Here is a 20,453-nt window from a genome sequence, read left to right on the forward strand (position 1 = left end):
CGTCGCACCGCCGCCGCCCGGGCACTGGCCGGGGGTCATCGAGGCCTACCGCAGCCGGATGCCGGTCCAGCCGGACTGGACGATCGTGACGCTCGGTGAGGGCGGCACGCCGCTGCTCCCGGCGCCGCGGCTCTCCGAGCGGACCGGCTGCCAGGTCTACCTCAAGGTCGACGGGGCCAACCCGACCGGCTCGTTCAAGGACCGGGGCATGACGATGGCGGTCACCGCCGCGCTCGCCGACGGCCAGCAGAGCGTGCTGTGCGCCTCCACCGGCAACACCTCCGCCTCGGCCGCGGCGTACGCCACCCGCGCAGGCATGACGTGTGCGGTGCTCGTGCCCAGCGGCAAGATCGCGCTGGGCAAGCTCGCCCAGGCTGTCGCGCACGGTGCGCGGATCCTGCAGATCGACGGCAACTTCGACGACTGCCTGGAGCTGGCGCGCAAGACGACCGCCGACTACCCGGCGATCGCGCTGGTCAACTCGGTGAACCCGACCCGGATCGCCGGGCAGGCGTCCGCGGCGTACGAGATCTGCGACCAGCTCGGGCGTGCGCCCGACATCCACTGCCTGCCGGTCGGCAACGCAGGCAACATCACCGCCTACTGGCAGGGCTACCGCGGCTACGCCGCCGACGGGATCATCGCCGACCTGCCGCGGATGTTCGGCTTCCAGGCCGCCGGCGCGGCGCCGCTGGTCAACGGCGCCCCGGTGCGCGACCCGGAGACCGTCGCGACCGCGATCCGGATCGGCGCCCCGGCGTCGTGGAAGTCGGCGGTCACCGCGCGTGACGACTCGAACGGCAAGTTCGCGGCCGTCACCGACGAGGAGATCCTCGCCGCGTACCGGCTGCTCTCCGCCGAGGAGGCGGTGTTCGTGGAGCCGGCCTCGGCGGCGAGCGTCGCCGGGCTGCTGCAGTCCTCCGCGGACGGCTCGCTGCCGTCGGGCTCGCTGGTGGTCTGCACGGTCACCGGGCACGGCCTCAAGGACCCGGACACCGCGCTGACCACCGCGCCGGAGCCGGAGATCGTCCCGATCGACCCGGGCGCGGTCGCCGCCGCGCTCGAGCTCGCCTGATGGGGCTCCCGACGCGCGTCCGCGTCCGGGTCCCGGGCTCCACGGCGAACCTCGGGCCGGGCTTCGACTGCCTCGGCATGGCGCTGGGCCTCTACGACGAGATCGAGCTGGAGGCGCTCACCACCCCCGGTGTCGCCGTCGAGGTGGCGGGGGAGGGCGCGACGCACGTGGCCCGCGACGAGCGCCACCTGGTGCTGCGTGCCGCGCAGCGGGCGTTCGCCGCGTTCGGCGAGCCCGCACCCGCCGGACTACGGCTGAGCTGCACGAACGCCGTTCCGCACTCGCGCGGGCTGGGCAGCTCCGCGGCCGCAGCGGTGGCCGGGGCGACCGCCGCGGCGGTGCTCGCCGGGCGCGACCCGGAGCTGGAGCGCGACACGCTGCTGCAGCTCGCGGCCGGGATGGAGGGCCACGCCGACAACGCCGCGGCCAGCCTGCTCGGCGGGTTCGTCGTCGCCTGGGACACCGGCTCCGGGGACGCGAAGCGCTTCCACGCCGAGCGCCTCGACGTGCACCCCGACGTGCACCCGATCGCGTTCGTGGCCGGCACCGAGTCGGCGACGAAGACCACGCGCGGGCTGCTGCCCGCCGAGGTCCCGCTGGCCGACGCCGCGTTCACCGGGAGCCGCTGCGCTCTCGGGGTGCTGGCGCTGACCCGGCGCCCGGACCTGCTCATGACCGCGACCGAGGACGTGCTGCACCAGCCCTACCGGCGCCCGGCGTACCCGTCGTCGCTGGCGCTGGTGGAGGCGCTGCGCGAGCGCGGCGTGCCCGCCGCGATCTCCGGCGCAGGCCCGACCGTCCTGGCGCTGACCTGCGACGGAGCCGTCCCGGACGGGGTCGCGGCCGAGGGCTTCACGGTCCTGGAGCTGCCGGTGGACACCGCGGGCGTGCGTGTCGAGGTCCTCTGAGGCGTGTGCCGGTCCTGCGCCGTCGAAGCCGGGCGCACCCCGTGGGTGTGACGACCGGCTCCGGCGCGCCGGGCGGGGGGTTGTTGCCCGCCCGCAGGCTTCGGTCTAGTCTCTGCCCTGCATGGTGATTCCATGCGGCGTCGGCGTAGTGTGATGGCTCGGCAGATCCGATTCCGGCAACGACCGGATGACGACGCCCGCTCGCCCGATCTCCTCTCGGTCCGTTCTCGGACCACTCCGGACGGGCGGCCCACCCGCGACGTCGTCGTAGGACTCCATCTGTGAATGCTGCCGGTGCGGGGTCTCCGCACCGGTCGAGCGTGTGACATCCCCTGACCTGGACAGGACAACCGGGTCGGTCAGGAAGGAACTTCGTGAGCGAGACCGATCTCGCCGGTACCGGGACCGCTTCGACCGAGGCGGCACCGCGCCGTCGCGGCGGGCTGTCCGGCATGGTGCTGGCCGAGCTGCGCCAGCTGGCCACCGAGCTGAACGTCCCGGACATCTCCGGGATGCGGAAGGGCGACCTCATCGCCGCGATCAAGGAACGGCAGGGCGGCGCGTCGACGCCGGCCCGCAAGCCGCGGTCGGCCGCGTCCGAGCAGGGCACCTCCGGTGACTCCGCCGGCACCGACGCCTCGCAGCTCTCCCTCTCCGGCACCGAGGCCTCCGCCTCCGACGCGGGGGGCTCCGCCCACGCCGCGTCGAACGGTGGCGCGTCGAACGGGAGCGCCGCGAGCGCCTCGACCGGGGCCGCACCGGCCACCACCGGGGCCCCGACCTCGCCGAACACCGGGTCCGACGCCGGATCCGACGCCGAGGACACCGCGCCGCGCCGTCGTCGCCGCGCCGCCTCGCGCCCGGCCGGAGCCCCCGCCGCCGGTGGCGCCGCCGAGGCCGGGACCACCTCGCCCGAGCAGGCCGAGAAGGCCGTCGAGCAGGCGCTGGAGCGCAACCTCGACAAGGGCTCCGACACCGGCCCGGACAAGCCGCAGCAGGACTCGGACGGGCCCCAGCAGGACAGGGGCGACCGCGACGCCGAGCAGGGCCGCCGCAACGGCGGCGACCGCGGTGACCGGGGCGGTCGCGACAACGGCCGGGACAACAACTCCGAGGGCCAGGACGGTGGCCGGCGTGGTCGTACCCGCCGCCGCGGCCAGGGCGACGACGGCTCCGACAACCGCCCGGACAACAAGGGCGACAACAAGCCCGACAACCGGGGCGACAACAAGGCCGACACCAACGGCCAGGCCCGCACCGACAACGGCCAGGACGAGGCCCAGGGCGAGCGCCGCCGCAACAAGGGCGGCAACAACGGCGGCAACAACAACGGCGCCGACAACAACGACGGCGGCGGCCGCAACAACAACGACGGTCAGGGCGGCGGGCGCAACCGCAACCGCAACGACCGGAACAACAACGACGACAACGGCGGCGGGCGGAACAACAACCGCAACGACCGCAACAACAACGACGACACCGACGACGACGGTGACGGCCGCGGCCGTCGCGGCCGCCGGTTCCGGGACCGTCGTCGTGGCCGGGACCGTGACGGGCGCGGCGGTGGCGGCGGCAACGTCGACACCGAGATCCGCGACGACGACGTCCTGCTGCCGGTCGCCGGCATCGTCGACATCCTGGACAACTACGCGTTCGTGCGGACGACCGGCTACCTGTCCGGCCCGACCGACGTCTACGTCTCGATGTCGATGGTCCGCAAGAACGGCCTGCGCCGCGGTGACGCGATCACCGGTGCGGTCCGCCAGCCCCGCGAGGGCGAGCAGTCGCGGCAGAAGTTCAACCCGCTGGTGCGGGTCGACACGATCAACGGCCGCGAGCCCGACGCCACGCGTCAGCGGCCGGAGTTCACCAAGCTGACGCCGCTCTACCCGAACGAGCGCCTCCGCCTGGAGACCGAGCCGACCCAGCTGACCAGCCGGGTGATCGACCTGGTCATGCCGGTCGGCAAGGGCCAGCGCGCGCTGATCGTGTCCCCGCCGAAGGCCGGTAAGACCACGATCATGCAGTCGATCGCCAACGCGATCACGACGAACAACCCCGAGTGCCACCTCATGGTCGTCCTCGTCGACGAGCGGCCGGAGGAGGTCACCGACATGCAGCGGTCGGTGAAGGGCGAGGTCATCGCCTCGACCTTCGACCGCCCGCCGTCGGACCACACCGCCGTCGCCGAGCTCTCCATCGAGCGGGCGAAGCGGCTGGTCGAGATGGGGCACGACGTCGTCGTCCTGCTGGACAACATCACCCGCCTCGGCCGCGCCTACAACCTGGCCGCGCCTGCGTCGGGCCGGATCCTGTCCGGTGGTGTCGACTCGACCGCGCTGTACCCGCCGAAGCGCTTCCTCGGCGCGGCGCGCAACATCGAGGACGGCGGCTCGCTGACCATCTTCGCGACCGCGCTGGTCGAGACCGGGTCGACGATGGACACGGTGATCTTCGAGGAGTTCAAGGGCACGGGTAACGCCGAGCTCAAGCTCGACCGCAAGATCGCCGACAAGCGCGTCTTCCCGGCCATCGACATCGGCGACAGCGGCACCCGCAAGGAAGAGCTGCTGATGTCGCCGGACGAGCACGCCGTCATGGTGAAGCTCCGCCGGATCCTCGCCGCGCTGGACGACCAGCAGGCGATCGACCTGGTGCTGTCCCGGCTGAAGAAGACCAAGACCAACATCGAGTTCCTGATGCAGGTCGCGAAGAACGCGCCCGGCACCCAGGACGAGGACTGACTCCTAGCGACGTAGCGATGTCCGTCGAGGCCCCGGTGGGAATGCCACCGGGGCCTCGGTGGTTCAATGGAGCGTCGGCTTCGGCTCCGGTTCACCCTGTGCGGCGCGTGTCGCGACCAGGGACCCGGCGGCCATCGAGAGGAGAATTCCATGCGTGAGGGCACTCACCCCCAGTACCGTGAGACCCAGGTCACCTGTGGTTGCGGCAACCAGTTCACCACCCGCAGCACCAAGGACAACGGCGCCATCACCGTCGAGGTCTGCTCGGCCTGCCACCCGTTCTACACGGGCAAGCAGAAGATCCTGGACTCCGGTGGTCGCGTGGCCCGCTTCGAGGCCCGCTACGGCAAGCGTCCCGCGCGCTCGGGCAAGTAGCTCCCGTCACGGCGCCCGTCCCCTCGCACCGCGAGGGGGCGGGCGCCGTTTCGCGTTCCACCGGGTTTCCGCGAGGGTTCTCGCACCGCCCGCGCCGCCCGCACCGCACGTTCCGCAGGAAGAAGGACCCGTCATGGCCCCGGCCCCCTCGGTCGCCGCACTGCTCGACGAGCACGCCGAGCTGGAGCAGCGCCTCGCCGACCCCGAGGTGCTCGGCGACCAGGTGCAGGCCCGCAAGCTCGGCCGCCGCTACGCCGAGCTCGGCCCGGTCGTGACCTGCGCGCACGACCTCGCCCAGGCCCGCGACGACCGGGACGCCGCCCGCGAGCTCGCCTCGGAGGACCGGGCGTTCGCCGCCGAGGCCGACGCGCTGGACGGGCGCGTGGTCGAGCTGGAGAAGCGGCTCACCGAGCTGCTGGTGCCGCGCGACCCGCACGACTCCGACGACGTCGTCATGGAGGTCAAGTCCGGGGAGGGCGGCGAGGAGTCCGCGCTGTTCGCCGGGGACCTCGTGCGGATGTACACCCGCTACGCCGAGACCCGTGGCTGGAAGGTCGAGGTCCTGGGCGCGACGCCGTCGGACCTCGGCGGGTACAAGGACGTCACGCTCTCGGTGCGCGGCAAGGACCCGGCCCGCGGCGGGGTGTGGGCGTCGCTGAAGTTCGAGGGCGGCGTGCACCGCGTGCAGCGGGTGCCGGTCACCGAGTCCCAGGGCCGCATCCACACCTCCGCCGCCGGCGTCCTGGTGTTCCCCGACGCCGACGACACCCCGGACGTCGAGATCGACGACAAGGACCTGCGCGTCGACGTCTTCCGCGCCTCCGGGCACGGCGGGCAGAGCGTCAACACCACCGACTCCGCGGTCCGGATCACCCACCTGCCCACCGGGATCGTCGTGAGCTGCCAGAACGAGCGCTCCCAGCTGCAGAACAAGGCCCGCGCGATGGACGTCCTGCGGGTGCGGCTGCAGGCGAAGGCCGAGGCCGAGGCGGCCGAGGCGGCATCGGAGCAGCGGCGCTCGCAGGTCCGCACGGTCGACCGCTCCGAGCGGATCCGCACCTACAACTTTCCGGAGAACCGGATCTCCGACCACCGGGTGGGGTTCAAGGCGCACAACCTGTCCACCGTCCTCGACGGGCACCTCGACGACGTCCTCGCCGCGCTGACCGCGGCCGAGCGCGCCGAGGCCATGGCCGGGGGCGAGCAGGACGCAGGCGCCGTCCGGTGAGCAGGCTGCCGCTGCGCGTCGCGCTCGCCGAGGCCGAGCGCACGCTGGCCGCGGCCGGGGTCGCCTCCCCGCGGGTCGACGTCGAGCTGCTGGCCGCGCACGTGCTCGGCCGCTCCCGCGGGGCACTGCTGATGTCCCCGCTCGTCGACCCGGGCGACGTCGCCCGCATCCAGCAGCTGGTGAAGCGGCGCGCGACCCGGGAACCGTTGCAGCACATACTCGGCACCGCGGTGCTCGGGCCCGCAGAGGTCGCCGTCGGGCCGGGGGTGTTCACCCCGCGCCCGGAGACCGAGCTGCTGCTGGAGTGGGGGCTGGCGGCGATCCGCGAGGTCACGACGCCGGTCGTGCTCGACCTGTGCACCGGGTCCGGGGCGCTGGCGCTGGCGTTCGCGCTGTCCCGCCCGGACGCCACCGTGCACGCCGTCGAGGCCGACCCGGACGCGCTGGCCTGGACCCGGCGCAACCTCGACGCGCACGTCGCCGCCGGGGGACGCCCGGTGCACCTGCACCCCGCGGACGTGCGCTGGCCGAACCTGCTCGTGGAGCTGGAGGCGCGGGTGGACCTGGTGGTGTGCAACCCGCCGTACGTCCCGGACGACACCGCGGTCCCGGCCGAGGTCGAGCTGTACGACCCGCCCGGTGCGGTGTTCGGCGGCCCGGACGGCACCGCGATCATCCAGGCCGTCGTCCGCGGGGCGACCGGCTGGCTGCGCCACGGCGGGGCGCTGGCCATCGAGCACGACGACACCCACGGTGAGACCGTGCCCGCGCTGCTGCGCCGTCGGCGGACCCTCACCGACGTCGTCGAGCACGACGACCTGACCGGCCGCCCGCGGTTCGTCACCGCCCGGCGCACGGCCCGCACGACGACGGCCGGCTGAGCCGGTCGTATATTCGCCGCGTGAGCGCACCGCAGACCCAGCCGCTGTTCGACTGCGGCGTCCCGGACGAGCGCACCCGCGGTCTCGCCGCCGCCGCGCGCGCCGTGCGGGGCGGCCGGCTCGTCGTCATGCCGACCGACACCGTCTACGGCATCGGCTGCGACGCCTTCTCCGGCTCGGCCGTGCGGGACCTGCTCGCGGCGAAGCGGCGCGGGCCGGACATGCCCGTCGGCGTGCTCGTCGGGTCGTGGACGACGATCGACGGCCTGGTCACCGCCGTCCCGGCGTCGGCGCGGGCGCTGATCGAGGCGTTCTGGCCCGGTGAGCTGTCGCTGGTGCTCGAGCACGCGCCGTCGCTGGCCTGGGACCTGGGCAGCACCCGCGGCACGGTGATGCTGCGGATGCCGCTGCACCCGGTCGCGCTGGAGCTGCTGCGCGAGGTCGGCCCGATGGCCGTGAGCAGCGCGAACACCTCGGGCAACCCGCCGGCGTCGACGGTCACCGAGGCGATCACGATGCTGGCCTCGAGCGTCGAGGTCTACCTCGACGGCGGCCCGTCCGGAGAGGCCGTCGCGTCGACGATCGTGGACCTCACCGGCCCGCGGCCGCGGCTGCTGCGTGAGGGCACCGTGACCGCCGAGCAGGTCGCCGAGGTCACCGGCCAGGACGTCGACCGCGCCTGATCCCCACCGGGTACGGGGAGCCCATCGGTGGATCACGGTGCCGCCGGTGGATCACGGTGTGACAGCCGTTCCAGTGGCGCAGCCAGGGGATGCGGGGCCGGGTAGCGTGTCCCGGCGTGAGTGAACAGACCTTCTGGGGCCCGGACTTCACAGCACTTCAGCAGCAGGATCCCGAGATCGCGGGAGTCGTGCTGGAGGAGCTGGACCGCCTGCGCGGCGGCCTGCAGCTGATCGCGAGCGAGAACCTGACCAGCCCTGCGGTGCTGGCCGCGCTCGGGTCGACGCTGTCCAACAAGTACGCGGAGGGCTATCCCGGCCGCCGCTACTACGGCGGCTGCGGGGTCGTCGACGAGGCGGAGAACATCGGCAACGCCCGCGCCAAGGAGCTCTTCGGCGCCGAGTACGCCAACCTCCAGCCGCACTCCGGTGCGAGCGCCAACCTCGCCGCGTACGCCGCCTTCGCCAAGCCCGGCGACACCGTGCTCGCGATGGACCTCAAGCAGGGTGGGCACCTCACGCACGGCGCGAAGGTCAACTTCTCCGGCCTGTGGTTCAACGCCGTGTCCTACACCGTCCGCGAGGACACCGAGCTCATCGACTACGACCAGGTCCGCGACCTGGCCAAGCAGCACCAGCCGAAGATCATCATCGCGGGTGCGACCGCGTACCCGCGCCTGATCGACTTCAAGGTCTTCCGCGAGATCGCCGACGAGGTCGGCGCCAAGCTCATGGTCGACGCCGCGCACTTCATCGGCCTCGTCGCCGGCCAGGCGATCCCGTCGCCGGTGCCCTACGCCGACGTCGTCACCGCCACCACGCACAAGGTCCTGCGCGGCCCGCGCGGCGGCATGATCCTCTGCAAGGAGGAGCACGCGAAGGCGATCGACAAGGCCGTCTTCCCGTTCTCCCAGGGCGGCCCGCTGATGCACGCGGTCGCCGCCAAGGCCGTCGCGATGAAGGAGGCGGCGCAGCCGGAGTACCAGGCCTACGCCCGTCAGGTCATCGCGAACGCGCAGGCGCTCGCCACGAGCCTCGAGTCCGAGGGCATGCGTGCGGTGTCCGGTGGCACCGACAACCACCTGGCGCTGATGGACCTGCGGCCGATCGGCGTCACCGGTGCCGAGGCCGAGACCCGCTGCGACCGCGCAGGCATCACGCTGAACAAGAACGCCATCCCGTACGACCCGGCGCCGCCGATGAAGCCGTCCGGCATCCGGGTCGGCTCGCCGAGCGTCACGACGCAGGGGATGACCGAGGCCGACATGGCCGAGGTCGGCGCGCTGCTGGCCCGCGCGGTCAAGGCCGAGCACGACACCACGGCCGGTGACGCGGAGCTCGCGAACGTCGCCGAGGCGGTCACCGCGCTCGTCGGGAAGCACCCGGCCTACCCTCGGGGGTGACACGGCCGTACGGACGACGGCCCTGACCGACCCGAGAGTCGCCGAGGGGTGCCGGTGGACCAGCTGAGCTTCGGACTCCCGATCCGGGAGTACCTGCTCGTCGGGCTGGTCTCTGCCGTGGTGACGCTGCTGCTCACCGGCCCGGTACGCATGCTGGCGCTCAAGGCCGGGGCCGTCGCCTGGCCGCGGGGGCGGGACGTGCACGTCACGCCCACCCCGCGGTGGGGTGGCCTCGCGATGTTCGGCGGGGTGCTCGCCGGGCTCGTGCTGGCGCTGCAGCTGCCCGCGCTGCGGCTGGCCTACTTCGAAGGATCGACCGAGGTCTTCGGGACGGTCATCGCCACCGCGCTGATGGTCGGCGTCGGGATGCTCGACGACCGCTACGACCTCGACGCCGTCACCAAGTTCGCCGCCCAGGTGACCGCGGGCGGGCTGCTGGTGCTCTACGGCGTGCAGTGGGCGGTGCTCTGGATTCCGCTCGGCGGGGGAGGCACGGGGATCTCCGGGTCGTGGCTGATCCTCGGCCAGTCCCAGGCGGTGCTGATGACCGTGCTGGTGACGGTCGCACTGGTCAACGCCATGAACTTCGTCGACGGCCTGGACGGGCTCGCCGCGGGCATCGGCATGATCACCGCGCTGGCGACGACGGTGTTCTGCATCGGGCTGCTGCACGAGAACGGCAACGACACCAGCGCCTACTCCCCGGCGCTGATCGCGGTCGTGCTGGCGGGGGCGTGCCTGGGCTTCCTGCCGCACAACTTCAACCCGGCCCGGATCTTCATGGGCGACACCGGGTCCATGCTGGTCGGCGTCATGCTGTCCGCGGCGACGACGAGCGCCTCGACCCGGATCACGTTCGGTGCCGGCCCGGGGGACATCCTGGCGCTGGTCGCGCCGGTGATCGTGCTGGTCGGGATCGTGTTCATCCCGCTGCTGGACCTGCTGCTCGCGGTCGTGCGCCGGACGCGGGCGGGGACCAGCCCGTTCAGCCCGGACAAGATGCACCTGCACCACCGGCTGCTGCAGGTCGGGCACAGTCACCGCCGCGCGGTGCTGCTGGTCTACCTGTGGGTCGCGGTGCTGGCGTTCGGTGCCGTCGCGCTGGCGCTGCTGCCGCAGACCGGCCTGGTGCTGACGGTGATGGTGATCGCCCTCGGCATCGCCTTCGTCGCCTCGACGGTGCCGCACTGGTCGCGGATGCGGACGGCGGCGGCAGGGGACGGCACGCCGGGTGCCGGTGCGCGGGGGACCGGCCCGAACCCGCTCCCGGCGGCAGGGGACGCGAGTCCCGCCAACCGCTCCGGCCCGTCGGCTCCGCCCCCGGGGCGTGCGGGTCAGGACGGTCCGCCGGCGCAGGGCCGACGTGGTGGGCCGCCGACCGGCCGGTCCGAGCCGTGGGACGTGGGCCGGCGCCGCCGGCCCGCACCGGAGCGGACCACAGCGGACCGGGACGCGGCCGACCGGAGGCCGGGCTCCCGGCCGGCTCCCGCCGACCCCGGCGCCGGCGTGACCAGGCCGATGCGGACCGGGGAGACGGGCCGCCCGGCCGGACCGCCCGCTGCCGGACCGCCTGCCGCTGGGTCGCCTGCTCCCGGGCCGCCTGCCGCCGGACCGCCTGCCGCCGGACCGCCTGCTGCCGGGCCGCCTGCTGCCGGGCCGCCGGCAGCACCCCGGGGTGGCCGGAACACCTCAGCTGCTGAGGCATCTCGGCGGCCGGACCCGTCCACAGTGCCGCCTGCGCCGTCCGCCCCGTCCGCACCGCCTTCGCCGCCCCGCCCCGACCGGAACGGCTCAGCCGCTGAGGCGTCCGAGCAGCCCACCGTTCCCACCCCGCCGCAGCGTCGGCCGGACCGCGGCGGCGGAGCGGCCTGACCGCTCGACCCCGGTGGGACCGGCGCCACCGCCCACCCCGCTACCGTGGAGGCCGGTGCCGGAGCGGCACCGCCGACACCACCGAGGAGCGACGACGGCGATGTGGAGCTGGGCGGGCTCGGAACGCGGGCGCTACGACGGGCCCGCCGTCGGCCAGGAACAGGCACTGCGCCGGCTGTCGAGCTCGATGGCCCGCGGGGCCGGGCTGACCGGGGTGGCCGCGTCGCTGGTCTGTGTGGTCGTCGCCCTGCTCGTCGCCGGGATCGCCGGTCTCTACGGCGCCGCGGCCGGTGCCGTGCTCGGCACGGGGTCGGCACTGCTCACCCCGCTGCTGGTCCGCCGTACCGCCGCACTGGCACCACAGTTCGTGATGCTGGCGTCGTTCGTCGGCCTGATCACCAAGATGATCGTGCTGCTGATGGTGCTCTTCACCCTGGGCGGTGCGGAATGGCTGGACCGGATGTCGCTGGCCGTGACCATGCTCGTGGTGCTGATCACCACGAGCGCCGCGGAGTCCTGGGCCGGCTACAAGGTGCGGGTGCTGGTCGGCGTCGACCCGTCCGCTCCCGGCGCGTAGACACCCTCCGACCTGCGGCATCCGGTTCATCCGATCAGTCCGGAACCGCGGTTCGGCGGTGGACTCGACGGCCCGGCGCGGCGTGTGCCCTCTACCGCATCCGCATTACGTCCGCATGACACGCGCCGGGGACCCGGCGGGGGGTTCGTCCTCTCCCGAGGGTGAAGCTGCTGGTCGCGCGGGTTCCCAACCCCCGACATCGTGTAGAAGTATGGCTGATAGCATCCGCCACGTAGGCGATGTGGGTGACTTCCGGCGTTTCGGCCCGGACGCCCGGAGACCGTTCGCCTCGAGGCACCTTGCAGGCGATCCCCCGCTCCGCACGGACGTGGAGCGGGAGCACCGGAAGGACCCCCATTGGTCGAGCACGCACTCGCGGCCGAGGAGTTCACGCCCCCCGGCGTCGGCCTGTTCAACTATCCGCCGATCTTCGGCGACGTCACCAAGCCGATGGTGCTGGTCGTGCTCTCCGCGATCATCGTCATCGCGGTGTTCACGCTCGGGACGCGCAAGCTCTCGATCGTGCCGGGCCGGGCTCAGTTCGCCCTCGAGTCCTTCTACAACATCCCGCGGAACACGATGGCCCGTGACCAGATCGGGTCGGCCGAGTTCCGCAAGTACATCCCGCTGATCCTCGGGCTCTTCAGCTTCATCCTGGTGAACAACCTGTTCGGGATCATCCCGTTCCTGCAATTCCCCACGATGTCGCGGATCGGGTTCCCGATCGCGCTGGCGATCTTCGTCTACTGCTTCTACCACTACGCGGGGTTCAAGAAGCACGGCTTCGCCGGCTACATCAAGCACGCGGCGCTGCCGCCGGGAGTCCCGGTCTTCATCGCGCCGCTGATCGTCGTGATCGAGCTGCTGCAGAAGTTCCTGGTGCAGCCGCTCTCGCTGGCACTGCGTGTGTTCGCCGCCATGTTCGCCGGCCACCTGATCCTCGCGCTGACCGCGGTCGGTGCGGAGTTCCTGCTGAGCCTCGGCGGCGCGATGGTGATCCCGGCGCCGGTCGTGTTCGTCGCCGGTATCGCGTTCACGTTCCTCGAGGCGTTGGTCCAGGTCATCCAGGCCTTCGTCTTCGCGCTGCTCGCCGCCGTCTTCGTCGGCGCGGCGATCGCCGAGGAGCACTAGGCCACCCGACCCCGGCGCTTCCGGGCGCCGACCCGATAATCCGCCGGTACGCACCGGCCCGAGTCACCGAACGAGCCGCACCCCGCGGACCGACGGAAGGAAACCCGAAAGTGACCACTGAGGTTCTCGCCCAGGCCGCCGACATCAACAAGGGCCTCGCGGCCATCGGTTACGGCACCTCCGCGATCGGCGCCGCGATCGGCGTGGGTCTGATCTGGGCGGCCGTCATCAACGGCACCGCCCGCCAGCCGGAGGCCCGTGGCCAGCTGATGAGCATCGGCTGGACCACCTTCGTGCTCGCCGAGCTCCTGGCCCTGATCGGCCTGGTCGTCTTCTTCATCGCTCAGTAAGACGGCCAGGACCACATCCATGCCGGTCCGTAAACCGGCGGCCATGTCAGGGAAGGACACACGGTGGATCGACTGATTCTCGCCGCCGAGGAACAACCGCTGCCGATCATCCCGCACCTCAGCGAGCTGATCCTCGGCATCGTCGCGTTCGCGGTCCTGCTCTTCGTGCTCTGGAAGTTCGCGGTTCCGCGCTTCGAGCAGCTGTACGAGGAGCGGACCGACGCGATCGAGGGCGGGCTCAAGCGGGCCCAGGAGGCCCAGGAGCAGGCGGACCGGCTCAAGAAGCAGTACGAGGAGCAGCTGGCCGGCCTCCGGGCCGAGGCGGCACGCATCCGCGACGACGCCCGCGCCGAGGGGCAGCAGATCAAGGCCGAGCTGCGCGCCGAGGCCGAGGCCGAGGCGGCCCGCATCAAGGCCCAGGGCGAGGAGCAGGTCGCGGCGTCCCGCGACGCGGCCGAGCGCTCGCTGCGCGGTGAGGTCGGCGGCCTGTCCGTCCAGCTCGCCGAGCGCCTGCTGGGCCGTCAGCTCTCCAGCGACTCGGCCCGTTCCGACACCATCGACTCGTTCCTCGCCGAGCTCGGCGGATCGACTCGGCGGAGCGGAGCGAACTGATGGGTGTCCTGCACCCCGCCACCCGGGAGTCCCTCGCGTCGGTCAACGCCGACCTGGACCGCTACGCCGACGCCGCCCCGGCCCGCGAGCTGACCGCGACCGCCGACGAGCTGTTCTCGGTGGCGCGGTTCCTCGACGGCGAGCGGCGCGTGCGCGGTCTGCTCGCGGACTCGACGACGGACGAGGAGTCGCGGGTCGCGCTCGTGCGCGATCTGTTCGGCACCCGGCTGTCGCAGCCGACCGTCGAGCTGCTGACGTCGATGACGCGGCGCCGCTGGTCGACGCCGCGTGACCTCGTCCGGGCCACCGAGACGCTCGCCCGCCAGGCGACCCTGGCGATCGCGGAGAAGAACGGCTCGCTCGACGAGGTCGAGGACCAGCTCTTCCGCTTCGGCCGCATCCTCGGCCGGGAGCCGGAGCTGAGCTCGATGCTCGCCGACACCAACCGGCCCGTCGAGGGCCGGGTGCAGCTGCTCGACGACGTCCTCGGCGACAAGACCTACCCGGTGACCGCCACCCTGCTCCGGCAGACCGTGCGGATGCCGCGCGGCCGGCACCTCGACGTCGTCGCCGAGGAGCTCGCCGAGCTCGCGGCGGCCCGCCGGAACCGCTCGGTGGCCAACGTCCGTACCCCCGTCGCGCTGACCCCCCAGCAGGAGGAGCAGCTCGCCGACACCCTCGGCCGGATGTACGGCCGCCCGATCTCCCTGCAGGTCGAGCTCGACCGGAGCCTCCTCGGTGGCCTGGTCGTGCAGGTCGGCGGCGAGGTCATCGACGGCAGTGTGGCGGGCAAGCTGGCCGCCGCACGCCGATCCCTGCCCAGCTGACCTGCTGAGACCCGGAACGCCAGAGATGGCGGCACGATCTCAGACCCGTTCGAGAGAAGGAACGACGCAGCCATGACAGAGCTGACGATCTCCTCCGAGGAGATCCGGAGTGCGATCTCCAGCTACGTCTCGTCGCTGGAGAGCGACACGACCCGGCGCGAGGTCGGGACCGTGATCGACACCGGTGACGGCATCGCCCACATCGAGGGCCTGCCCTCGGCCATGACCAACGAGCTGCTCGAGTTCGAGGGCGGCGTCCGTGGCGTCGCGCTGAACCTCGAGCAGAACGAGATCGGTGCGGTCATCCTCGGTGACTACACCGGTATCGAGGAGGGCCAGCAGGTCACCCGCACCGGCGAGGTGCTGTCGGTGCCGGTCGGCGAGGGCTACCTCGGCCGGGTCGTCGACCCGCTGGGCAACCCGATCGACGGCCGCGGCGACATCCAGAGCGACGCCCGCCGCGTCCTCGAGCTGCAGGCCGCCGGCGTGATGGACCGCCAGGAGGTCAAGCAGCCGCTGCAGACCGGCATCAAGGCGATCGACGCCATGACGCCGATCGGCCGCGGCCAGCGCCAGCTGGTGATCGGCGACCGCAAGACCGGCAAGACCGCGGTCTGCGTCGACACGATCATCAACCAGAAGCAGAACTGGGACACCGGGGACCCGGAGCAGCAGGTCCGCTGCATCTACGTCGCCATCGGCCAGAAGGGCTCCACGATCGCCGGTGTCCGGCAGTCGCTGGAGGACGCCGGCGCGCTGGAGTACACGACGATCGTCGCCGCCCCGGCGTCGGACCCGGCCGGCTACAAGTGGCTCGCCCCCTACACCGGCTCGGCCATCGGCCAGCACTGGATGTACCAGGGCAAGCACGTCCTGATCGTGTTCGACGACCTGTCGAAGCAGGCCGAGGCCTACCGCGCGATCTCGCTGCTGCTGCGCCGCCCGCCGGGCCGTGAGGCCTACCCGGGCGACGTCTTCTACCTGCACTCGCGTCTGCTCGAGCGCTGCGCGAAGCTCTCGAAGGACCTCGGCAGCGGCTCGATGACCGGTCTGCCGATCATCGAGACCAAGGCGAACGACGTGTCGGCCTACATCCCGACCAACGTCATCTCGATCACCGACGGCCAGGTCTTCCTCGAGTCCGACCTGTTCAACCAGGGCGTCCGGCCGGCGATCAACGTCGGTATCTCGGTCTCCCGCGTCGGTGGCTCCGCGCAGATCAAGGCGATGAAGTCGGTCGCAGGCTCGCTGCGCCTGGACCTGTCGCAGTACCGCGAGCTGGAGGCCTTCGCCGCCTTCGGCTCCGACCTCGACGCCGCGTCGGCCGCCTCGCTGGGCCGCGGTGAGCGCCTGGTCGAGCTGCTCAAGCAGGGCCAGTACGCGCCGGTCGCGGTGCAGGACCAGGTCGTCGCGATCTGGCTGGGCACCACCGGCAAGCTGGACAACGTCCCGGTCGCCGACGTCAGCCGGTTCGAGAACGAGTTCCGCGAGTACACCCGCCGTCACCTGCAGGGCGTCCTGGACGAGATCAAGGACACCGGCAAGCTCTCCGACGACGCCACCGAGCGTCTGGAGAAGGGCGTCGAGTCGTTCAAGCGCGACGAGTTCTCCACCTCCGACGGCTCGTCGATCGCCGACGAGAAGGTCGCGGACGAGGACGCCGAGGCGCTGAACGAGGAGGAGCTGGGCCGGGACAGCGTCACCGTCGCCCGTCCCGCTCCGTCGAAGAGCTGAGGCGGGAGTCCTAGATGGCGGCACAGATCCGGGTGCTGCGCCGGCGTATCCGGTCGACGCAGTCCATCAAGAAGATCACCCGTTCCCAGGAGCTGATCGCGACCTCGCGGATCGCGAAGGCCCGGGCCCGGGTGGAGGAGTCGCGTCCGTACGCGGAGCTGATGACCAGCACGCTCTCGGAGCTGGCCACCAACTCCGCGCTGGACCACCCGCTGCTCGTCGAGCGCGAGAACCCGCAGCGGGCCGCGGTCCTGGTCGTGACCAGTGACCGCGGCCAGTGCGGCGGCTACAACGCCAACGTGCTCAAGGAGGCCGAGCGCCTGCAGAACCTGCTCCGTGAGCAGGGCAAGGAGCCGGTGCTGTACGTGATCGGCCGCAAGGGGATCTCGTACTACAAGTTCCGCAAGCGCGAGGTCGAGCAGTCCTGGAGCGGCTTCTCCGAGCAGCCCGGGTACGAGCACGCGGCGGACGTGGCGAAGACCCTCGTGACGGCCTTCATGGCCGGCGAGGAGGACGCCGAGGTCCCCGAGGGCGTCACCCCGGTGGACGAGCTGCACCTGGTCTACACGAGCTTCAAGAACATGATCACCCAGGTCCCGACCGCCCGGCGGATGGCTCCGCTGGAGGTCGAGTACGACGGCGGCGAGTCCGCCGCGGCGGACCTGGAGGGCGAGACCGGGCCCGAGGCCCGGGCGCAGCAGGGTTCGGACTCCGGGCCGAAGTCGCTCTACGACTTCGAGCCGGACCCGGACACGCTGTTCGACGCGCTGCTGCCGAAGTACATCGGGGCCCGCCTCTACGCGGCCCTGCTGGAGTCGGCGGCGTCGGAGTCGGCGAACCGGCAGCGGGCCATGAAGGCCGCGACGGACAACGCCAACGAACTGATCCGTAGTCTGACGCTGCAGGCCAACCAGGCCCGTCAGGCGCAGATCACCCAGGAGATCAGCGAGATCGTCGGTGGTGTCGACGCCCTCGCGAGTACCGGAAGTGAGAGCTGATGACCGCAACGACCGAAGGCACCGGGGGCGCCGTCCCGGCCGGTGCGCCGAACTCCGTCACCGGGCGTGTCGTCCAGGTGCTCGGGCCGGTCATCGACATCGAGTTCCCGCGGGGATCGGTGCCGGACCTGTACAACGCGCTGACCCTGGACGTCGACCTCTCCGGTGACCGCCGGAAGCTGACCCTGGAGGTCGCCCAGCACCTGGGCGACAACCTGGTCCGTTCGATCTCCATGCAGCCGACCGACGGCGTCGTGCGCGGCCAGGAGGTCACCGACCTCGGCCGTCCGATCTCGGTGCCGGTGGGCGACCAGGTCAAGGGGCACGTGTTCAACGCGCTCGGCGACTGCCTGGACGACCCGAACCTGCAGTTCTCCGGCGACCTGCGCTCGATCCACCAGAAGGCGCCGCGGTTCGACCAGCTCGAGGGCAAGACCGAGATGCTGGAGACCGGCATCAAGGTCCTCGACCTGATGACGCCCTACGTCGTCGGCGGAAAGATCGGTCTGTTCGGTGGTGCCGGTGTCGGCAAGACCGTGCTGATCCAGGAGATGATCCAGCGCGTCGCGCTGAACTTCGGTGGTACCTCGGTGTTCGCCGGTGTCGGTGAGCGCACCCGTGAGGGCAACGACCTCATCACGGAGATGACTGAGTCGGGCGTCATGAAGAACACCGCCCTGGTGTTCGGCCAGATGGACGAGCCGCCGGGCACCCGTATGCGCGTCGCGCTCTCCGCGCTGACCATGGCGGAGTACTTCCGGGACGCGCAGGACCAGGACGTCCTGCTGTTCATCGACAACATCTTCCGGTTCACCCAGGCCGGCCAGGAGGTCTCCACCCTGCTGGGCCGGATGCCGTCCGCGGTGGGGTACCAGCCGACGCTGGCCGACGAGATGGGTGAGCTGCAGGAGCGGATCACCTCGACCCGCGGCCGCTCGATCACCTCGATGCAGGCGATCTACGTGCCGGCGGACGACTACACCGACCCGGCGCCGGCGACCACGTTCGCCCACCTGGACGCGACCACCGAGCTCTCCCGGCCGATCTCCCAGAAGGGGATCTACCCGGCGGTGGACCCGCTGACCTCGACCTCGCGGATCCTCGACCCGCAGTACGTCGGCGAGGAGCACTTCCGCGTCGCCAACGAGGTCAAGCGGATCCTGCAGAAGTACAACGACCTGCAGGACATCATCGCGATCCTCGGTATCGACGAGCTGTCCGAGGAGGACAAGCAGCTGGTCGGCCGGGCCCGCCGGATCGAGCGGTTCCTGTCCCAGAACCTCCTGGTCGCCGAGCAGTTCACCGGCCAGAAGGGGTCGACGGTCCCGCTGAAGGAGACCATCGAGGCCTTCGACCGGATCGCCAAGGGCGACTTCGACGAGGTCCCCGAGCAGGCGTTCTTCCTCTGCGGTGGCCTCGACGACCTGGAGAAGAACCGCAAGAAGCTCGAGCAGCAGAGCTGAGGTTCGTCTGATGCCTGCTGAGATGACCGTTGAGCTGGTCTCGGTCGAACGACGCCTGTGGTCGGGCGACGCGCGCTTCGTGCTCGCCCGCACCACGGTCGGCGAGGTCGGCGTGCTGCCCGGCCACCAGCCGATGCTGGCCCAGCTCGAGGAGGCCGGGGTGATCCGCATCGACGGCACCGACGGCTCGTCGCACACCATCGCGGTGCACGGCGGGTTCCTGTCGGTGTCGGCCGAGCGGGTCTCGATCCTGGCCGAGTTCGCCGAGATGGCGAACGAGATCGACACCGCCCGGGCGCGTCGCGCACTCGACGGTGCCGACGACTCCGAGGAGGGTCGCGCGGCCAAGGCCCGGGCCGAGGTCCGCCTCCGCGCGGCCGACGCCGGATAGGACGACCTGAGTGGGCGCAGCAGTGGAGCCGATCGCGACGATCGTGTGTGTTCTGCTGCTGTGCCTGGCCGCATCCCTGGTGTGGCTGGCCGTACGACGCGTGCGGCTGATGCGTGGCGGCGGCGTGGACCTGTGTCTGCGCCGCCGTTTCGCTGTCACGGACTGGCACTTCGGTGTCGGCCGTTACGAGGGTGAGCGGTTCGCCTGGTACCGGCTCACCAGTTTCCGGATCGGCGCGACGATCGTGCTCGACCGCGCCCACCTCGAGATCGTCGACCGGCGCCCGCCGTTCCGCTCCGAGGAGTTCGCCATCCCGACCGCGGTCGAGGTCCTGCGCTGCCGCGGGCGCGACGCCGGCGGGCGCGAGTCCGACGTCGAGCTGGCGATGTCCTCAGACGTCCGGACCGGGTTCCTGGCCTGGCTGGAGTCGACGCCGCCGGGGCGCCACCCCGGCTTCCGCGAGGCCTCCTGAGCGGGCTCAGCTCTCCGCGGAGCCGGCGTCCGGGGCGCCGTGCGGGCCGCCCGGCTGCCACAGCACGTCGCCGTCGGGGTTCGCGACCCGGCCCAGGATGAACAGCAGGTCCGAGAGCCGGTTCAGGTACTGCGCGGTGAGCGGGTTCGTGCGCTCCGGATCGGTGTCGAGCAGCTCCCACACCGACCGCTCGGCGCGCCGCGTCACGGTCCGGGCGACGTGCAGGTACGCCGCACCCGGGGTGCCGCCGGGCAGGATGAACGAGTTCAGCTTCGGCAGCTCCGGGTTGAACTCGTCGCACCAGCCTTCGAGCCGCGTCACGTAGCCCTCGGTGATCCGCAGCGGCGGGTACTCCGGGTCCGGCACGATCGGGGCGCAGAGGTCCGCGCCGACGTCGAACAGGTCGTTCTGGATCTGGCGCAACGGGTCCAGCACCCGCTCGGCCAGGCCGCCGACGGTCACCGCGACGCCGATCGCGGCGTTGGTCTCGTCGGTGTCGGCGTAGGCCGCCAGCCGCGCGTCGGTCTTGCGGACCCGGCTGAAGTCACCGAGCGCCGTGGTCCCGTCGTCACCGGTCTTCGTGTAGATCCGCGTCAGGTGTACCGCCACCCCGACAGGCTAGGCGGAGCGCCGCCGCGGTCACCAGACGACGTGCTGCGCCGGACGGTGGAACCCGCCCGACCCGCCCGGGGTGTGCCACGGGACACCCGGGCCCGCCCGTTACCGTCTCCG

20 protein-coding genes are annotated in these 20,453 nt (G+C 71.9%); 19 read left to right on the forward strand and 1 reads right to left on the reverse strand.

Translation table 11 applies throughout. The features are described from left to right. The first annotated feature begins 58 nt into the window (after positions 1 to 58). The 19 genes from thrC to ACLE50_RS04785 all read left to right on the forward strand — a co-directional run bounded on the left by thrC (position 59) and on the right by ACLE50_RS04785 (position 19,721). Positions 59 to 1,075, forward strand: coding sequence for a threonine synthase (gene thrC / locus ACLE50_RS04695; RefSeq protein ID WP_410942274.1), 1,017 nt, complete (start codon positions 59 to 61; stop codon positions 1,073 to 1,075). Then, positions 1,075 to 1,983 carry a homoserine kinase gene (thrB, locus tag ACLE50_RS04700; protein WP_410942086.1) on the forward strand — a complete coding sequence of 303 codons (909 nt, stop codon included), beginning with the start codon at positions 1,075 to 1,077 and terminating at the stop codon, positions 1,981 to 1,983. Before thrC ends, thrB begins: the two co-directional genes overlap by 1 nt. Positions 1,984 to 2,357: 374 nt before the next feature. Next, entirely contained in the window at positions 2,358 to 4,727 is a 2,370-nt protein-coding gene (gene rho / locus ACLE50_RS04705; RefSeq protein ID WP_410942087.1) for a transcription termination factor Rho, read from the forward strand. 150 nt (positions 4,728 to 4,877) lie between these two features. Beyond that, positions 4,878 to 5,102: a 50S ribosomal protein L31 gene (rpmE, locus tag ACLE50_RS04710; protein WP_410942088.1), complete on the forward strand. Its 225-nt coding sequence runs from the start codon at positions 4,878 to 4,880 to the stop codon at positions 5,100 to 5,102. 133 nt (positions 5,103 to 5,235) lie between these two features. Further along, a complete protein-coding gene (gene prfA / locus ACLE50_RS04715) occupies positions 5,236 to 6,330 on the forward strand; it encodes a peptide chain release factor 1 (protein ID WP_410942089.1) in 1,095 nt (364 codons plus the stop codon). After that, positions 6,327 to 7,211, forward strand: coding sequence for a peptide chain release factor N(5)-glutamine methyltransferase (gene prmC / locus ACLE50_RS04720; RefSeq protein WP_410942090.1), 885 nt, complete (start codon positions 6,327 to 6,329; stop codon positions 7,209 to 7,211). Before prfA ends, prmC begins: the two co-directional genes overlap by 4 nt. Before the next feature lie 20 nt (positions 7,212 to 7,231). Beyond that, positions 7,232 to 7,894 (forward strand): L-threonylcarbamoyladenylate synthase, encoded by a 663-nt coding sequence (locus tag ACLE50_RS04725; protein ID WP_410942091.1) that lies wholly within the window; start codon positions 7,232 to 7,234, stop codon positions 7,892 to 7,894. Positions 7,895 to 8,010: 116 nt separating this feature from the next. Then, positions 8,011 to 9,294, forward strand: coding sequence for a serine hydroxymethyltransferase (locus tag ACLE50_RS04730; RefSeq protein WP_458788547.1), 1,284 nt, complete (start codon positions 8,011 to 8,013; stop codon positions 9,292 to 9,294). 54 nt (positions 9,295 to 9,348) lie between these two features. After that, on the forward strand, positions 9,349 to 11,166 hold the full coding sequence (locus tag ACLE50_RS04735; RefSeq protein ID WP_410942093.1) for a hypothetical protein: 1,818 nt from the start codon (positions 9,349 to 9,351) through the stop codon (positions 11,164 to 11,166). A gap of 100 nt (positions 11,167 to 11,266) precedes the next feature. After that, positions 11,267 to 11,743, forward strand: coding sequence for a hypothetical protein (locus ACLE50_RS04740; protein ID WP_410942094.1), 477 nt, complete (start codon positions 11,267 to 11,269; stop codon positions 11,741 to 11,743). 357 nt (positions 11,744 to 12,100) lie between these two features. After that, complete coding sequence (gene atpB / locus ACLE50_RS04745; protein WP_410942095.1) at positions 12,101 to 12,874, forward strand: F0F1 ATP synthase subunit A; 774 nt, start codon at positions 12,101 to 12,103, stop codon at positions 12,872 to 12,874. 110 nt (positions 12,875 to 12,984) lie between these two features. Then, positions 12,985 to 13,224: an ATP synthase subunit c family protein gene (locus tag ACLE50_RS04750; RefSeq protein WP_410942096.1), complete on the forward strand. Its 240-nt coding sequence runs from the start codon at positions 12,985 to 12,987 to the stop codon at positions 13,222 to 13,224. 63 nt (positions 13,225 to 13,287) lie between these two features. After that, positions 13,288 to 13,836: a F0F1 ATP synthase subunit B gene (locus tag ACLE50_RS04755; RefSeq protein WP_410942097.1), complete on the forward strand. Its 549-nt coding sequence runs from the start codon at positions 13,288 to 13,290 to the stop codon at positions 13,834 to 13,836. Continuing rightward, positions 13,836 to 14,663 carry a F0F1 ATP synthase subunit delta gene (locus ACLE50_RS04760; RefSeq protein WP_410942098.1) on the forward strand — a complete coding sequence of 276 codons (828 nt, stop codon included), beginning with the start codon at positions 13,836 to 13,838 and terminating at the stop codon, positions 14,661 to 14,663. The genes ACLE50_RS04755 and ACLE50_RS04760 overlap by 1 nt, the downstream gene beginning before the upstream one ends. Positions 14,664 to 14,735: 72 nt before the next feature. Beyond that, positions 14,736 to 16,397: a F0F1 ATP synthase subunit alpha gene (gene atpA / locus ACLE50_RS04765; protein WP_410942099.1), complete on the forward strand. Its 1,662-nt coding sequence runs from the start codon at positions 14,736 to 14,738 to the stop codon at positions 16,395 to 16,397. 14 nt (positions 16,398 to 16,411) lie between these two features. Next, on the forward strand, positions 16,412 to 17,395 hold the full coding sequence (locus ACLE50_RS04770) for a F0F1 ATP synthase subunit gamma (protein WP_410942100.1): 984 nt from the start codon (positions 16,412 to 16,414) through the stop codon (positions 17,393 to 17,395). Beyond that, the gene (atpD, locus tag ACLE50_RS04775; protein ID WP_410942101.1) at positions 17,395 to 18,858 is read left to right on the forward strand and encodes a F0F1 ATP synthase subunit beta; all 1,464 of its coding nucleotides are present in this window, start codon (positions 17,395 to 17,397) and stop codon (positions 18,856 to 18,858) included. Before ACLE50_RS04770 ends, atpD begins: the two co-directional genes overlap by 1 nt. Before the next feature lie 22 nt (positions 18,859 to 18,880). Further along, the gene (locus tag ACLE50_RS04780) at positions 18,881 to 19,249 is read left to right on the forward strand and encodes a F0F1 ATP synthase subunit epsilon (protein ID WP_410942275.1); all 369 of its coding nucleotides are present in this window, start codon (positions 18,881 to 18,883) and stop codon (positions 19,247 to 19,249) included. Positions 19,250 to 19,259: 10 nt separating this feature from the next. Further along, a complete protein-coding gene (locus ACLE50_RS04785; RefSeq protein ID WP_410942102.1) occupies positions 19,260 to 19,721 on the forward strand; it encodes a DUF2550 domain-containing protein in 462 nt (153 codons plus the stop codon). A gap of 6 nt (positions 19,722 to 19,727) precedes the next feature. Here the strand turns inward: ACLE50_RS04785 and ACLE50_RS04790 are convergent, their stop codons facing one another. Continuing rightward, complete coding sequence (locus tag ACLE50_RS04790) at positions 19,728 to 20,330, reverse strand: cob(I)yrinic acid a,c-diamide adenosyltransferase (RefSeq protein WP_410942103.1); 603 nt, start codon at positions 20,328 to 20,330, stop codon at positions 19,728 to 19,730. Between the last annotated feature and the right edge of the window lie 123 nt (positions 20,331 to 20,453).

The organism is Pseudonocardia phyllosphaerae, assembly GCF_046546475.1.
Taxonomy (GTDB): Bacteria; Actinomycetota; Actinomycetes; order Mycobacteriales; family Pseudonocardiaceae; genus Pseudonocardia; species Pseudonocardia phyllosphaerae.